The 15,956-nt window shown below is 61.0% G+C and carries 14 protein-coding genes; 9 read left to right on the top strand and 5 right to left on the bottom strand.

Features of this window, described 5'->3' with window-relative positions; all coding sequences use genetic code 11:
• The first annotated feature begins 58 nt into the window (after positions 1–58).
• On the top strand, positions 59–283 hold the full coding sequence (locus tag BFQ00_RS16420; RefSeq protein WP_065934128.1) for a DUF1127 domain-containing protein: 225 nt from the start codon (positions 59–61) through the stop codon (positions 281–283).
• Here BFQ00_RS16420 and BFQ00_RS16425 read toward each other — a convergent pair whose 3' ends face one another.
• Positions 284–1,576 carry an NAD(P)/FAD-dependent oxidoreductase gene (locus BFQ00_RS16425; protein WP_065886952.1) on the bottom strand — a complete coding sequence of 431 codons (1,293 nt, stop codon included), beginning with the start codon at positions 1,574–1,576 and terminating at the stop codon, positions 284–286. It abuts the gene before it with no gap.
• A gap of 114 nt (positions 1,577–1,690) precedes the next feature.
• Here BFQ00_RS16425 and BFQ00_RS16430 point away from each other — a divergent pair, with 114 nt between their 5' ends.
• On the top strand, positions 1,691–2,044 hold the full coding sequence (locus BFQ00_RS16430; protein ID WP_065886953.1) for a YkgJ family cysteine cluster protein: 354 nt from the start codon (positions 1,691–1,693) through the stop codon (positions 2,042–2,044).
• Positions 2,045–2,261: 217 nt separating this feature from the next.
• Here BFQ00_RS16430 and BFQ00_RS16435 read toward each other — a convergent pair whose 3' ends face one another.
• Positions 2,262–2,750: an Lrp/AsnC ligand binding domain-containing protein gene (locus BFQ00_RS16435; protein WP_003176896.1), complete on the bottom strand. Its 489-nt coding sequence runs from the start codon at positions 2,748–2,750 to the stop codon at positions 2,262–2,264.
• 154 nt (positions 2,751–2,904) lie between these two features.
• Between BFQ00_RS16435 and dadA the strand changes: the two genes are divergently transcribed.
• The 6 genes from dadA (at position 2,905) to BFQ00_RS16465 (ending at position 9,182) form a co-directional block, all read left to right on the top strand.
• Entirely contained in the window at positions 2,905–4,206 is a 1,302-nt protein-coding gene (gene dadA, locus BFQ00_RS16440; protein ID WP_065934129.1) for a D-amino acid dehydrogenase, read from the top strand.
• Positions 4,178–4,531: a RidA family protein gene (locus tag BFQ00_RS16445; RefSeq protein WP_065886956.1), complete on the top strand. Its 354-nt coding sequence runs from the start codon at positions 4,178–4,180 to the stop codon at positions 4,529–4,531. The genes dadA and BFQ00_RS16445 overlap by 29 nt, the downstream gene beginning before the upstream one ends.
• 77 nt (positions 4,532–4,608) lie before the next feature.
• On the top strand, positions 4,609–5,682 hold the full coding sequence (gene alr, locus BFQ00_RS16450) for an alanine racemase (RefSeq protein ID WP_065934130.1): 1,074 nt from the start codon (positions 4,609–4,611) through the stop codon (positions 5,680–5,682).
• A gap of 116 nt (positions 5,683–5,798) precedes the next feature.
• Complete coding sequence (locus BFQ00_RS16455; protein WP_065886958.1) at positions 5,799–6,347, top strand: cupin domain-containing protein; 549 nt, start codon at positions 5,799–5,801, stop codon at positions 6,345–6,347.
• A 181-nt stretch (positions 6,348–6,528) separates the two neighbouring features.
• Positions 6,529–6,945, top strand: coding sequence for a c-type cytochrome (locus BFQ00_RS16460; RefSeq protein ID WP_065886959.1), 417 nt, complete (start codon positions 6,529–6,531; stop codon positions 6,943–6,945).
• Between the two features lie 314 nt (positions 6,946–7,259).
• Positions 7,260–9,182 carry an acetyl-CoA hydrolase/transferase C-terminal domain-containing protein gene (locus BFQ00_RS16465; RefSeq protein ID WP_065934131.1) on the top strand — a complete coding sequence of 641 codons (1,923 nt, stop codon included), beginning with the start codon at positions 7,260–7,262 and terminating at the stop codon, positions 9,180–9,182.
• A 584-nt stretch (positions 9,183–9,766) separates the two neighbouring features.
• Here the strand turns inward: BFQ00_RS16465 and BFQ00_RS16470 are convergent.
• A complete protein-coding gene (locus tag BFQ00_RS16470) occupies positions 9,767–10,336 on the bottom strand; it encodes a xanthine phosphoribosyltransferase (protein ID WP_003176890.1) in 570 nt (189 codons plus the stop codon).
• A gap of 58 nt (positions 10,337–10,394) precedes the next feature.
• On the bottom strand, positions 10,395–12,404 hold the full coding sequence (gene rep, locus BFQ00_RS16475; protein WP_065886961.1) for a DNA helicase Rep: 2,010 nt from the start codon (positions 12,402–12,404) through the stop codon (positions 10,395–10,397).
• 266 nt (positions 12,405–12,670) lie between these two features.
• Here rep and BFQ00_RS16480 point away from each other — a divergent pair, with 266 nt between their 5' ends.
• Positions 12,671–14,335, top strand: coding sequence for a putative bifunctional diguanylate cyclase/phosphodiesterase (locus tag BFQ00_RS16480; RefSeq protein ID WP_065893960.1), 1,665 nt, complete (start codon positions 12,671–12,673; stop codon positions 14,333–14,335).
• A 67-nt stretch (positions 14,336–14,402) separates the two neighbouring features.
• Here the strand turns inward: BFQ00_RS16480 and BFQ00_RS16485 are convergent, their stop codons facing one another.
• Positions 14,403–15,806, bottom strand: a complete 1,404-nt coding sequence (locus BFQ00_RS16485) for a NorM family multidrug efflux MATE transporter (protein WP_065934132.1) — start codon at positions 15,804–15,806, stop codon at positions 14,403–14,405.
• Positions 15,807–15,956 lie beyond the last annotated feature (150 nt).

Here is a 15,956-nt window from a genome sequence, read left to right on the forward strand (position 1 = left end):
TTTTGCTCGCGCGCTCATTCTAGCCACTCAAGGCGGCAAGCCAACGAGGGGCGGCAAAATGAATGGCATGAGCGATGTGCGGCTGGCGTTACATAGCCAGGAACTGGAAGCCGAGCAGAAGCGGGTGCCAACTCTGCCTGGCGACAACCGCTGGAGCCTGTTCTGGCGCCGCCGTCATACACGCAAGGCCTTGCTCACGCTGACGCCAGAGCAATTGCGCGATGTGGGGCTGACTGCGGAACAGGCACGCCATGAAGGCTTGAAGGCTTTCTGGCGCGATTGATCAGACCAGTTCCTTGAGGCGGTGCCAGAGCATCCCCAGGGCCAGCAGCGGCGAGCGCAAGTGTTTACCACCCGGGAAGGTCATGTGCGGCACCTGGGCGAACAGGTCGAAGCGCCCCTGCTGCTGGCCGCTGATGGCTTCGGCCAGCAACCGGCCTGCCAGGTGCGTGGCGTTGAGACCATGGCCTGCGTAGGCCTGGGCGTAATACACATTGGGTTGATCCGCCAGGCGCCCGATCTGCGGCAACCGATTGGCGCCGATGCCGATCATGCCGCCCCACTGGAAGTCGATCTTCACGTTGGCCAATTGCGGGAACACTTGCAGCATCTTTGGCCGCATATAGGCGCCAATGTCGCTCGGGTCGCGCCCGGAATAGTGGCAGGCGCCGCCGAACAACAGGCGGCGATCGGCGGACAGACGGAAATAGTCCACCGTTACCCGCTGATCGCACACCGCCATGTTCTGCGGCAACAGGCTGGCGGCTAGCGCTTCGCTCAAGGGTTCGGTGGCGATGATGTAGCTGCCGGCGGGCAATATCTTGCCACTCAAGTGCGGGTTGAGGTCATTGAGGTAGGCGTTGCAGGCCAGCACCAGGGTCGTGGCATGTACCTGGCCCTGGGCGGTGTGCACTTTGACCTGCGCGCCGTAGTCGATGCGCGTCACCTCGGACTGCTCGAACAATTGCACGCCCAGTTGCCGGGCAGCGCCGGCTTCGCCCAGGGCGAGGTTGAGCGGGTGCAGGTGCCCGGACCCCATGTCGATCATTCCGCCTACATAGCGGTCGGAGCCGATCACGCTGGCCATCTCGCCGGCTTCCAGCAGGCGTACTGGATGGCGATAACCCAGGCTGCGCAGCTCTTCGGCGTCTTCGGCGAGCCCTTGCAGGTCGCGGGGCTTGTTGGCGAGGTCGCAGTAGCCCCAGGTCAGGTCGCAGGGGATCTGGAAGCGCTCGACGCGCTCGCGTACGATTTCCACCGCTTCCAGGCCCATCAGTTTCATCTGGCGCACGCCGTCGGTGCCGATCACCTTGGCGAACTGGTCAAGGCCATGGCCGACGCCGCGAATCAGCTGCCCGCCGTTACGCCCACTGGCGCCCCAACCGATCTTGCGCGCTTCCAGCAGCACGACACTGAAGCCGCGCTCGGCCAGTTCCAGGGCGGTGTTGAGCCCGGAATATCCCCCGCCAATCACGCAGACATCGGCGCGCACCTCACCCGTCAACGCCGGGTAATCGGGGTGCGGCACGCTGCTGGCGGCGTAGTAGGACGCGGTGTGCCGGGCGCTGGCGATCATGGGGGCCTCCCTGTTTGGAAAATTTGACGCAGGATACAACGGTCGGACGAAGCTGTCTGCGCGGGGCATTTTGAGTCAGAATCCACGCCTATTCGCCGTTCGGTGTGTGTTTCGATGAGTTGCAACAGTCAGAAAATCAGCGCGCTGCGTCGACAGATTCCTTCGTTCGAGTGTGTCCCCGGTTGCCACGACTGCTGTGGGCCGGTCACCACTTCGCCCGAAGAAATGTCGCGCCTGCCGCGCAAGACAGCTGCCCAGCAGGCAGCGGCCATGGATGAGCTCAATTGCGTGCACCTGGGGCCCGACGGCTGCACCGTGTATGACGAGCGCCCGCTGATCTGTCGCCTGTTCGGCACCACCAAGACCTTGCCGTGCCCCAATGGCCGGCGGCCGGTGGAACTGATTCATCCACGGGTTGAAAAGCAGATCCACGCGTACATGGCGAGTACCCGACAGGTACTGGTGTAGCGGATGTACTCGGTCAGTGTGGGAGGGGGCAAGCCCTAATGCCGTCTGTAGGAGCGAGCTTGCTCGCGAAAAACTCACAGGCACCGCGTTCATTCAGAAAGCACGCGTTATCGTTGACCTTTTTCGCGAGCAAGCTCGCTCCTACAGAGTGCGGTGTAGGCTTAACTGAATGGCATTAGGGCAAGCCTGCTCCTACATTTGATTGAGTTGTGTCAGGTTAATCGGGGATCGGCAGGTTCAGGCTTTCCTTCACCTCTTCCATCACGATGTAGCTCTTGGATTCGCGCACGTGGGGCAGTTTGAGCAGAATATCGCCGAGTAATTTGCGGTACGAGGCCATCTCGGAAATCCGCGCTTTCACCAGGTAGTCGAAGTCTCCGGACACCAGATGACACTCCAGCACATGCGGCAGTTTGAGCACCGCGCGGCGGAACTCTTCAAACGTGTCGCCGGACTTGTAATCCAGGCTGATCTCGACAAATACCAGCAAACTCCCTTTCAAATGCTGCGGATTGAGCCGTGCGTTGTAGCCCATGATGATCCCTTCGCGTTCCAGGCGCCGGACTCGCTCGGTACAGGGCGTCGTCGACAGCCCGACCTTCTCGCCCAGCTCCGTGAACGAAATGCGCCCATCGGTTTGCAGGATGCGCAGGATGTTGCGGTCGATCTTGTCCAGCTCCCGCTTGGTCTGAGTGTTGGTACGCATAGGGGATACGCCTCTGTGAAAAGCATTTTTACCGAGAATTGTCGCCAAATATAGGCATTTATATAGTGAAATGCACTGGTGATTGTTTTTTACACTGCGCCCATCATTGCTCGAATAACACGTCAGCGGCTCAGCCCGTGATGAGGATATAAAAATGCGCGTTCTGGTCTTGGGTAGCGGCGTCATTGGCGTGACCAGTGCCTACTATTTGGCTCGGGCCGGCTTTGAGGTCGTCGTGGTCGACCGTCAACCCGCCGCCGCCATGGAGACCAGTTTCGCCAACGCCGGCCAGGTGTCTCCAGGCTATGCGTCGCCATGGGCCGCGCCGGGCGTGCCGCTCAAGGCGATCAAGTGGCTGCTGCAACGCCATGCGCCGCTGGCGATCAAGGCCACCGCCGATATCGATCAATACCTGTGGATGGCGCAGATGCTGCGCAATTGCACCGCCAACCGATATGCGGTGAACAAGGAGCGCATGGTTCGCCTCTCCGAGTACAGCCGCGACTGCCTTGACGAACTGCGCGCTGAAACCGGGATTGCCTACGAAGGGCGCAGCCTGGGGACCACTCAACTCTTCCGCACCCAGGCCCAGCTCGATGGCGCGGCCAAGGACATTGCCGTGCTGCAGGAGTCCGGCGTGCCCTTCGAATTGCTCGACCGTGCCGGCATCGCTCGGGTCGAGCCGGCCTTGGCCAACGTCACCGACATTCTCGCCGGTGCGCTGCGCCTGCCCAACGACCAGACGGGCGATTGCCAGATGTTCACCACGCGCCTGGCCGACATGTGCAAGCAGTTGGGCGTTGAGTTCCGCTTCGAACAAGACATCCAGCGCCTCGATTTCGCCGGCGACCGCGTCAATGGCGTGTGGATCGATGGCAAGTTGGAAACCGCCGACCGCTACGTGCTGGCGCTGGGCAGTTATTCGCCCAAGCTGCTCAAGCCGCTGGGGATCAAGGCGCCCGTGTACCCGCTCAAGGGCTACTCGCTGACCGTGCCGATCACCAACCCGGCGATGGCGCCGACCTCGACCATCCTCGACGAAACCTACAAAGTCGCGATCACCCGTTTCGACAACCGCATTCGCGTCGGCGGCATGGCTGAAATAGCCGGTTTTGACCTGTCGCTCAACCCGCGTCGGCGTGAAACCCTGGAGATGATCGTCAACGACCTTTATCCTCAGGGCGGCGATCTGGCCCAGGCCAGTTTCTGGACCGGCCTGCGCCCGACCACGCCCGATGGCACACCGATTGTCGGTGGCACCCCGTTCAGGAACCTGTTCCTGAATACCGGCCACGGCACCCTCGGCTGGACGATGGCATGCGGCTCCGGACGTTTGCTGGCCGACCTGATGGCGAAGAAAACCCCGCAGATCAGCGCCGAAGGCCTCGATATCTCCCGTTACGGCAATCACCAGGAGTCCGCAAAACATGTCCATCCAGCGCCAGCTCACCAATGAACGCATGAGCCAGATCGTGGTTCACAACGGTACCCTGTACCTGGCGGGCCAAGTGGGCGATGACATGAATGCCGGCATTGAGCAGCAGACCCGTGAAACCCTGGTCAACATCGAGCGTTTGCTGGACCTGGCCGGCACCGACAAGACCCGCTTGCTGTCGGTGACGATCTATTTGAAAGACATCGACGCCGATTTCGCCGGTATGAACGCGGTGTGGGACAAGTGGTTGCCAAAAGGTGTCGCCCCGGCCCGCGCCACGGTTGAAGCCAAACTGTGTGAGCCGAATATCCTTGTAGAGCTGTCCGTCGTGGCTGCGCTGCCTTAATACACATCCCTCTTGCGGTGCCGATGTTGCCGGTCGGCACCGGTTTTCTTCACTCTGCCGCCTAGAAGCCAACCGCCATGCGTCCTGCCCGTGCCCTGATCGACCTCCAAGCCCTGCGTCACAACTACCAATTGGCCCGCGAAGTCAGCGGGGCCAAGGCCCTCGCCGTGATCAAGGCGGACGCCTACGGCCACGGCGCGGTGCGCGTAGCCCAGGCGCTGGAAGCCGAGGCCGATGGGTTTGCGGTGGCGTGCATCGAGGAGGCCCTGGAGCTGCGCGCCGCCGGGATACGTGCACCGGTACTGTTGCTGGAAGGTTTTTTCGAAGCCGACGAGCTGGCGCTGATCATCGAGCAGGACCTGTGGTGCGTGGTGCATTCATTGTGGCAACTGGAGGCGATCGAGCAGGCCACGCTGGGCAAGCCGCTGAACATCTGGCTCAAGCTCGACTCGGGCATGCACCGAGTCGGCCTGCACCCCAAGGATTTCCAGGAGGCGTACAAGCGTCTGCTGGCCAGTGGCAAGGTCGCGAAGATCGTATTGATGAGCCATTTCGCCCGTGCCGATGAGCTCGATTGCGCAAGCAGCAGCGAACAAGTGGCGGTATTCGAAGCGGCGCGCCAGGGCCTGGCGGCTGAAGTCAGCCTGCGCAATTCCCCGGCCGTACTGGGTTGGCCGAATGTGTCCAGCGACTGGGTGCGCCCGGGCATCATGCTCTACGGCGCCACGCCTTTTGGCGATGACCAGGCTATCGCCGCGCGTTTGCAGCCGGTGATGACCCTGGAGTCGAAAATCATTTGCGTACGTGAACTGCCGGCGGGAGAGCCGGTGGGTTACGGGGCCAGGTTCATCACGCCCAAAGCGATGCGTATCGGCGTGGTGGCCATGGGGTACGCCGACGGCTACCCGCGCCACGCGCCCACGGGCACACCGGTGCTGGTCGCCGGTCAGCGCAGCCAGTTGCTGGGCCGGGTGTCCATGGACATGCTGTGCGTCGACCTGACGGATGTGCCGCAGGCGGGGCTGGGTTCCACGGTGGAGTTGTGGGGCAAGAATATCCTCGCCAGCGACGTCGCGACCGCGGCTGAAACCATCCCCTATCAGCTTTTCTGCAACCTGCGCCGGGTGCCAAGGCTCTATTTGGGCGCTTGATCGCCAGGTACGAACGCCGCTGCCCAGGATTTAGGCCCAAGTGTTGTAAATACTGAACGCTGTCGCCATGATAACGCTCAATTACAACAAAGCCTGAATCCCAGGAGGCACCTGCATTGGACGTCGGCGAACGACTGCAATCCATCCGTAAACTCAAAGGTCTTTCCCAGCGCGAGCTTGCCAAGCGCGCGGGCGTCACCAACAGCACCATTTCGATGATCGAGAAAAACAGCGTCAGCCCCTCGATCAGTTCCCTGCGCAAGGTACTGGGCGGCATTCCCATGTCCATGGTGGAATTCTTTTCCGAAGAGATCCTCCAGGAAATACCCACGCAGGTCGTCTATAAAGCCAATGAGTTGATCGACATCTCCGACGGTGCCGTGACCATGAAGCTGGTAGGCCGAGCGCACCCGAGCCGGGCAATCGCGTTCCTCAATGAAATCTACCCGCCAGGCGCCGACACGGGCGAAGAAATGCTCACCCATGAAGGCGAAGAAACCGGAATCCTGGTGGAAGGGCGCCTGGAGCTGGTGGTCGGTCTTGAAACTTTTGTGCTCGAAGCGGGCGATAGCTACTACTTTGAAAGTACCAAGCCCCATCGTTTTCGCAATCCGTTCGACGTGCCGGCGCGACTAATCAGCGCAGCCACACCCGCGAACTTTTAAAACAGAAGGCGCCCTGCCAGCTTTGCAGGGTTCGCGCAGCTGTAAACCGTGAGGCTGAATCTCCCTTTATTTAATAGGGTTGTTTCGGCCGGACGGGCTAACCGCTATACTTTCGCCGCCTGCGAAACCGTGGCCGCAGGCGTGAATAGCCACCATTGAGGGTGAACGCGTGAACCTAATTATGAAAATGCTGGCTGCACCAGCAACCGTACTGGCCCTGTGGGCTGTCAGCGCCCAGGCTGCGACCAACGATGACATCGCCAAGCGCCTGGAGCCTGTGGGCCAGGTCTGTGTCCAGGGTCAGGAATGCAAGGGGATGGAGGTTGCTGTGGCGGCGGGTGGCGGCGGCGGTGCCAAGACGCCGGATGAAGTGATCGCCAAACATTGCAACGCATGCCATGGCACTGGCCTGCTGAGTGCGCCGAAAATCGGCGATGCGGCAGACTGGGGTAAACGCGCCAAAGAGCAGGGCGGCCTCGACGGGCTGCTTGCCAAGGCCATCACCGGCATCAATGCCATGCCGCCCAAAGGCACCTGCGCCGATTGCTCGGATGATGAGCTAAAGGGTGCGATCGAGAAGATGTCCGGCTTGAAATAAACCGATCTTCGTCAAAACAGCCGCTTACGGGCTAATGCTGTTCAGTTAAGCGTACATCGCCCTCTGTAGGAGCGAGCTTGCTCGCGAAAAACGTCAACGATAACGCGTGTTTCCTGGTTGAACGCGGCGCCTGTGGTTTTTCGCGAGCAAGAGCTAGGCGCCCCCCTCGCTCCTACAAAGAGCCTTAACTGAACGGCATTACGCTTACAGGCGGCTTTTTTTGTCCCCAGATTTTTGTTTCAACACTGTTCTTTGCAGCAAAGACCCGCCACGCTCTGTCCAACCCCTAATCATGGAATGTTCAGGAGGGTCGGATGGTGCAGTTGTGTTCAATCGAGCAAGCAGTTGACGACGTACTGGCGCGGTTGCCGGCGCATATCCACATGGGCATGCCGCTGGGGTTGGGCAAGCCCAACCTGTTCGTCAATGCGCTGTACCGGCGCATCGCCAAGTTGCCCGAGCGGGCGCTGACCATCTACACCGCGCTGAGCCTGGGTCGCCCGTCCCTGGGGGACGGGTTGCAAAAGCGCTTTCTCGAACCTTTTATCGAGCGCGTGTTTGGCGATTATCCCGAACTGGATTTTCTCGCTGATCTGCACAAGGGCAGCCTGCCGAAGAATATCCGCGTGCAACAGTTCTTCATGCAGCCCGGCAGCCTGCTCCATAGCGACTCGGCGCAGCAGGATTATGTCAGCAGCAACTACAGCCATGCCGCCCGTGATATCAATGCCGCCGGCCTGAACCTGGTGGCGCAACTGGTCGCCAGCAGCGCCGAGCATCCCGACCGCCTGAGCCTGAGCTGCAACCCGGATATCACCCTCGACCTGCTCCCCATGATCGCCAAGCGCCGCGAAGCCGGGGAAACCATCCTGGTGGTTGGCCAGGTTCACACTGAATTGCCCTACATGCCCGGCGATGCGGAATTGGGCATGGACGCATTCGACTACCTGCTCGACGAAAAAGACAGCACCACGCTGTTTTCCACGCCCAACATGCCGGTGGGGTTCCAGGACCATTTTATCGGCCTGCATGCCAGCACCCTGGTTCGCGATGGCGGCACCTTGCAGATCGGCATCGGCTCCATGGGCGATGCGCTGACCGCCGCCTTGCTGGCGCGCCAGGCCGACAACGAAGCCTATCGATTGCTGCTGACCGACCTGGATGTGTACCAGTGGGCGCCCTTGATCAGTCGTGAGGGTGGCGTCGATCCGTTCGCCCGGGGCCTTTATGGTTGCAGCGAAATGTTCGTCAACGGCATGCTGGTGCTGGCGGATGCCGGCATCATCCGGCGCAAGGTGTACCCGGATGTGGCGACCCAGGAGCAAGCCAATGCCGGGCTGCTCGACGATGCGGCGCAGCCCGATGGCATCTCCATCCATGGCGGTTTCTTCCTTGGCCCGCGCAGTTTCTACCAGCGTTTGCAGGAGATGAGCCACGCCAAGCGGCTGGAATTCAACATGACCCGCATCAGCTATATCAACGAGCTGTACGGTCAGGAAGAACTCAAGCGTTTGCAGCGCCAGGACGCACGATTCGTCAACAGTGCGATCATGGTGACGTTGCTCGGTGCCGGTGTGGCCGATCAGTTGGAAGATGGCCGCGTGCTCAGTGGCGTGGGCGGGCAGTACAACTTCGTTGCCCAGGGCCACGCGCTGGAGGATGCGCGTTCGATCCTGATCCTGCGCAGCTGGCGCGAGTCGGGGGGAGAGGTCAGTTCCAATATCGTCTGGGAATATGGCCATTGCACCATTCCCCGGCACCTGCGCGATATCGTCATTACCGAGTACGGCATTGCCGACTTGCGGGGGCAGACGGATGCCAAGGTGATTGAAGCGTTGCTCAATATCACTGACTCGCGCTTCCAGGACGATTTGATCGAGCAGGCGCAAAAGGCCGGCAAGCTGCCCAAGGATTTCCAGCTGGACCCGCGTTTTGCCGACAACACACCGCAACGGCTCCAGGCGATTCAGGCCAGGCACCGACGCCTGTTCCCGGAGTACCCGTTGGGCAGTGACTTTACGGACGAGGAGCGGGACCTGCTGCGGGCGCTGAACTGGCTCAAGAGCAAATTCAAGCTCACGGAGATGCTGGAACTGGGCAAGGCGGCGCTGGATGCCCCGGAGCCGGAGGCGTTTCCCGAGCACCTTAAGCGGATGCGGTTGGATCAGCCGGAGGGATTCAAGGAAGACCTGTACCAGCGCCTGTTACTCGCCGGCCTCCAGGCCACCGCACACTGACAGGCAATAGAGAGCAAATGTGGGAGGGGGCTTGCCCCCGATGACCATAGGTATCTACACAACTCTGTAGCGCTCAATCGTAACCACGATGCGAAGCGAGTCGCTCTTGATCTTGATCTGCTTTTGATCTTAGGCGCCTCGTTAAACCATGCTTGCCGAACGCAGGCTTGAATCCGTGGGCAACCCGGCAGGACGCCGGGTTAGCCGCACTGGGCCATGGATGGCCCATTGCGGCGGCCCACGGATTCAAGCCTGCGTTCGGGCACACCGAGCCTAGGCGAGGTGCCGAGTGGTGGGGCAAGAGCGTTTTGCTTACTTTTGCGCTTTTCAAAAGTGAGCCGCTGTAAAAGCGGAACCATTAGCAGCCGTTACCGCAGAAACGGATATGTACTCGATCTGATCCAACATCCTGGTCGGCCCAGAGGCCGCCATCGGGGGCAAGCCCCCTCCCACAGGGTCCCGCAGGGTACCTAAAAGTTGTGTAGATACTCGTGCCCCGATGACAGTGTGTCAGCCAATACATTGGGTGACTGATACACCGCTATCGGGAGCAAGCCCCCTCCCACATTTTGAGCCGCGTTGATTCAGATGAAGGTCACCACCCCACCGGCCAGCGACTTCACCCGTGCCAGCGATTCAACCCGATAACCCTGCGCATCCAGCTCGGCACGGCCGCCCTGGAACGACTTCTCGATCACGATGCCCAAGCCGGCCACGGTCGCGCCGGCCTGCTTGATGATCGAAATCAGCGCCTGGGACGCCTTGCCATTGGCCAGGAAGTCATCGATGACCAGCACGCGGTCGCTGCTGGTCAAGTGGCGCGGGGAGATCGCCACGGTGCTTTCGGTTTTCTTGGTGAAGGAGTACACCGTCGCCGACAGCAGGTTTTCGGTGAGGGTCAGGGACTGCTGCTTGCGCGCGAAGATCACGGGCACGCCGAGGTTCAGGCCGGTCATGATCGCCGGGGCGATGCCCGAGGCTTCGATGGTGACGATCTTGGTGATGCCCGAGTCCTTGAACAGCGCGGCGAATTCGTCGCCGATCAGTTTCATCAGTGCCGGGTCGATCTGGTGGTTCAGAAAGGCGTCAACCTTGAGTACCTGATCGGAAAGCACGATGCCTTCTTCGCGAATTTTCTTGTGCAGTGCTTCCACGGAAAGCTTCCTCTGATGGCGCAACAGGCGCCGAAAGTAGATTAAAAAGTAGTCGATTCTAGCGCTTTAACATCGCGCGTATATCGGCCAGGGCGCTGTTGCCGCGAACGGCCTTCACCTCGGTCGGGGTGTCGTCGTTGCCTTCCCAGGCCAGGTCATCCGGCGGCAGCTCATCGAGGAACCGGCTGGGGGCACAATCGATGATTTCGCCGTATTGCTTGCGCTTGGCGGCGAAAGTGAAGGCCAGTGTCTGACGCGCGCGGGTAATCCCCACGTAGGCCAGGCGCCGTTCTTCCTCGATGGTGTCGGCTTCGATGCTGGAGCGGTGCGGGAGAATTTCCTCTTCCATGCCCATGATGAACACGTAGGGGAATTCCAGGCCCTTGGACGCATGCAAGGTCATCATCTGCACACCTTCGGCGCCGTCTTCCTCTTCCTGCTGGCGCTCGAGCATGTCGCGCAGCACCAGCTTGCCGATGGCGTCTTCGACGGTCATTTCACCGTCTTCGTCTTTTTCCAGGGTGTTCTTCAGGGCTTCGATCAGGAACCAGACGTTGCCCATGCGGTAGTCCGCGGCCTTGTCGCTGGAACTGTTGGTGCGCAGCCAGTTTTCATAGTCGATGTCCATGACCATGCTGCGCAGGGCACTGATCGGGTCTTCGCCGGCGCATTGTTCGCGCACCTTGTCCATGAAACGCTTGAAGCGCGACAGGCGGTCGGTGAAGCGCGTGTCCAGGTGTTCGCCCAGGCCGATTTCGTCGGTGGCGGCGTACATCGAGATCTTGCGTTCGGTGGCGTAGTTGCCGAGCTTTTCCAGGGTCGTCGAACCGATTTCCCGACGCGGCACGTTGATCACGCGCAGGAAGGCGTTGTCGTCATCCGGGTTTACGATCAGGCGGAAGTAGGCCATCAGGTCTTTGACTTCCTGGCGCCCGAAGAAGCTGTTGCCCCCCGACAGGCGATACGGCACCTGGTGGTGCTGCAATTTCAATTCGATCAGCTTGGCCTGGTAGTTGCCGCGATACAGGATCGCAAAGTCGCTGTAAGGGCGGTCGGTGCGCAGGTGCAGGCTGAGAATTTCCACCGCCACGCGCTCGGCTTCGGCATCTTCGTTGCGGCAGCGGATCACACGGATTTCGTCGCCATGACCCATCTCGCTCCACAGTTGTTTTTCAAACTCGTGGGGGTTGTTGGAAATCAGCACGTTGGCGCAGCGCAGGATACGGCTGGTGGAGCGGTAGTTCTGCTCCAGCATCACCACTTTCAGGGACGGATAGTCGTCCTTGAGCAGCATCAGGTTTTCCGGGCGCGCGCCGCGCCAGGCGTAGATCGACTGGTCATCGTCGCCCACCACGGTGAACTGATTGCGCGTGCCGATCAGCAGCTTCACCAGCAGGTATTGGCTGGCGTTGGTGTCCTGATATTCGTCCACCAGCAGGTAGCGCACCTTGTTCTGCCACTTTTCCAGGATGTCCTTGTGTTCCTGGAACAGTTTGACCGGCAGCAGGATCAGGTCGTCGAAGTCCACCGCGTTGAACGCCTTGAGCGTGCGCTGGTAGTGGGTGTAGACGATGGCGGCGGTCTGTTCCTTGGGGTTGCGTGCGTTTTCCAGGGCTTCGGGGGGCAGGACCAGGTCGTTTTTCCAGGCGCCGATCATGTTCTTGATCTCGTCGACGCCGTCGTCGCCCGCGTATTCCTTCTGCATGATGTCGGTCATCAAGGCCTTGACGTCGGTCTCGTCGAAGATCGAGAAACCCGGCTTGTAGCCCAGCCGCGCATGTTCCTTGCGGATGATGTTCAGGCCCAGGTTGTGGAACGTGCACACGGTGAGGCCACGGCCTTCGCCACCCTTGAGCAGGGTGCCGACGCGCTCTTTCATTTCCCGCGCCGCCTTGTTGGTAAAGGTCATGGCGACGATGTACTGGGCGCGGATGCCGCAGTTCTGGATCAGGTGCGCGATCTTGCGGGTAATCACGCTGGTCTTGCCGGAGCCAGCACCGGCGAGCACCAATAGAGGGCCGCCGACGTAGTTCACGGCTTCTTGCTGCCGGGGATTGAGTCGGGACATACAGAGTTCAGGGAGTCGTTATTCAAAAGGGCGGGCATTTTAACAGGCTGGCAAGATTCTGCTGCCTTAGAACGACGGTGTGACGTACCACTCGATCTAAATTTGCCGGTTTTGCTACTTTGCCGCAGGATGTCGTGGGTATCGCGACTATTTTTCACAGTCTGCGTGTTTGATAACACCTATCATTGGTCATGCATTTGTTATCGTCAGGCCGCACGTCATAATGCCCGCCGCCAACGAATTTTTGCAGAGTCTAGGGAGCTAGCTTGTCTACGCCTGTCGAACCCTTGCGTTTGCTGCTGCTGGCCGATACGCCGGCGTGGGCAGCGTTGTTGCGCGAGTGCCTGGCGCCGATGGGCGATGGGGCTGTGCTGATCAGTGCACCCAGTTGGGACTCGGTGAGTCGTCTGTTCGACGACGATCACGAAGCGGTGCTCTTGACCACGCCCAACCTGCAACCCGGCCCCGGTCGTTGCAGCCTGCCGTGTGTATTGCTGCTGGAACAGGAACCACTGGTTGCGCCGCTCGGCGTCAGCGATTGGCTGATCCATTCCGCGCTGGACGCCGGTACCTTGCGCCGCTGCCTGCGTCATGTGCGCGAGCGTGGCGTGCTGGAAAACACCTTGCAGCGCCTGGCCGAACAGGATCCGCTGACCGGTATCGCCAATCGTCAGGGTTTCCAGACCTTGCTGGCGGCACGGCTGGCGGAAAACGAAGGCCGCGGACTGGCCCTCGGTCATCTTGACCTGGACAATTTTCGTCACGCCAACGATGCCCTCGGTCACCAGGCCGGCGACCGCTTGATCCTGCAGGTGGTCTCACGGCTCAAAAGCCAGCTTGAAGCCGGTGATCAGCTGGCGCGTCTGGGCAGCGATGAGTTCGCGCTGCTGATCGACACCCGCCGTGCGCCCCAGCGCGCCGAATGGATGGCCGAGCGCATCACCGAAGTCATGGCTGAGCCTTACTGGGTGGACGGCGAGAGCCTGCTGATCGGCTGCAGTTTGGGTGTGGCGCATGCCCGGGCCCGCGCCGGGGCCGACCCGCTGATGTGGCACGCCCATATCGCCATGCAACAGGCCAAAAGCACCCAGGGTTGTACCTTTCATATCTTCAACGAACGCATCAACCGCAACGCGCGCAGCCTGGCCGACCTGGAAAGCGAATTGCGCCGTGCCTTGCGTCGCGATGAGCTGGAGCTGCATTACCAGCCGCGCCTGGACCTGGATGACGGGCATATCGTCGGCCTCGAGGCCCTGGTGCGCTGGCGCCATGGCGAGCGTGGACTGTTGCCGCCGAGCGAGTTCGTGCCCCTGGCCGAGCAGAGCGGCCTGATCGTGCCGTTGGGTTACTGGGTGATTTCCCGAGCCCTGCGCGACATGCAGGACCTGCGCGAACGCGGCCTGCCGGCGTTGCACATGGCGGTCAACCTGTCGTTTCGCCAGTTCCAGGACAGCCAATTGCTCTCGACACTCAGCCGGCTGATTGCCGAGCGCGGCGTGGAAGCACAATGGCTGGAGTTCGAGCTGACCGAAACCGCCGTGATGCGTCGCAGCGACCTGGTCAAACAGACCATGGACGCTCTCGGCCGCCTCGGTGTGCGGTTTTCCCTGGATGACTTTGGTACCGGTTTCTCATCGTTTGTGCACCTCAACAGCCTGCCGATTGCCTTGTTGAAGATCGACAAGAGCTTCGTCGGTGGCATGGAAGAGCGCGAAGAGAATCGCAAGCTGGTACACGCCATGATCAACCTGGCCCATAACCTCAACCTGGAAGTGGTGGCCGAAGGCGTGGAAACCCCTGAGCAGCTTGAGCTTCTGAGACTGTTTGGTTGCGATCAGGCCCAGGGTTACCTGATCAGTAAACCGTTGCCGTTGACTGAGCTGGTGGAGTATCTGACCTCCGGCAAAAGCCAGCAGGCGTTGTCGGGGTAAGTTGTAAACTCGATTGAACATGTGGGAGTGGGCAAGCCCCCTCCCACAGGTCTGACCGAGCAGGGCTTTACTCTGTCTGTGCCGCCTGAAAGGCAGGCTGTATGTCCGGCTCTCGCCGAATCATCCGCTTCATCTTCGCCTCGAACGCCCAGGTCAGGCTCACCGCCGCGCACGCCAACCCCAACGCCAGGCCCCACCACACACCGGTCGGCCCCCAGCCCAGGGTGAACGCCATCAACCAGGCTGATGGCGCGCCGATCAGCCAGTAGCAACCGAGCCCCACCAGGAACGTGGTCTTGGCGTCCTTGAGGCCGCGGATGCAGCCCATGGCAATGGTCTGCACACCATCGAACAGCTCGAACCAGGCGGCGACGGCCAGCAGGCTGACGGCCAGGACGATGACATCATGAAACGCCGGATCGTCATGGTCGAGGAACAGCCCGATCAGCGGGTCGGCAAGCAGCCAGAACACCAGGGCAAACCCCAGCATCAACAGGGCACCAAAGCCGATGCCGACCCGTCCGGCCATGCGTGCCCGCAGCAACTGCCCGGCGCCATAATGCTGGCCGATACGCATGGTCACCGCGTAGGACATCCCCGCCGGAACCATGAACGCCACCGAGACGATCTGCAGGGCAATCTGGTGTGCCGCCAACTGCGTACTGCCCATGGTGCCCATGCACAGTGCGGCAAACGCGAACAGCCCGACTTCCACCGCATAGGTGCCCCCAATCGGCAGGCCCAGGCGCCACAACTCGCGCAGGTACCGGGTATTGAGGCGCAGCAGCCCGCTGCTCAGTGGATAGGCGGCGTAGGTGCGGTTGCTGCGGATGTACCACATCAGTGCCAACGCCATGCCATTGGCGACAATGGCCGTGACCAGGCCAATGCCCATCAGCCCGAGTCTGGGCAGGCCGAACATGCCTTCGATCAGCGCGTGATTGAGCAGGTAGTTGACCACCGTGCCGCACAGGCTGATGACCATCACCGGGGTGGCTTTGCCGATGGCGCTGGTGAAGCCGCGCAGTGCCATGAAGCTCAGATAGCCGGGCAGGGCGAACGGCAGCAGGGTCAGGAATTGCCCGGCGGCCTGCACGTTGGTTTCGGTCTGGCCGAACATCAGCAGCACCGGCTTGAGGTTCCACAGCAGCAGCGCCGCCGCCAGGGCCATCAACCAGGCGAGCCACAACCCGGCCTGGGTCAGCCGGGTGGCGCCGTCGATGTCGCCCGCGCCGTGACGGATGGCCACAAGGGTGCCCACTGCCGCGATCACGCCGATGCAGAAAATCGCCACGAACGAATAGCTCGCCGCGCCCAGGCCACCGCCGGCCAGGGCTTCGGGGCTCAGGCGCGCCATCATCAGGGTGTCGGTCAACACCATCAGCATGTGCGCCAACTGTGAGGCAATCAACGGCCCCGCCAGCCGCAGAATGGCCCAGAGTTCGGTACGTGCCGGATGCTGCATGATCATCGCTCTCGAAATGTCAGGGAGGTGGGGGAGGGTTGATTCTCGGCGCTTTCGGCGCATTGCACAAAGGGATAAAAGCGATCGTTTGCATGATTAAAACTCATGCCTGATTGATTCTGGTAGGGTTTGACCATTGCGCTGTCGGAGTCATCA

This window comes from Pseudomonas sp. 28 E 9 (assembly GCF_900004785.1).
Classification (GTDB): domain Bacteria; phylum Pseudomonadota; class Gammaproteobacteria; order Pseudomonadales; family Pseudomonadaceae; genus Aquipseudomonas; species Aquipseudomonas orientalis_A.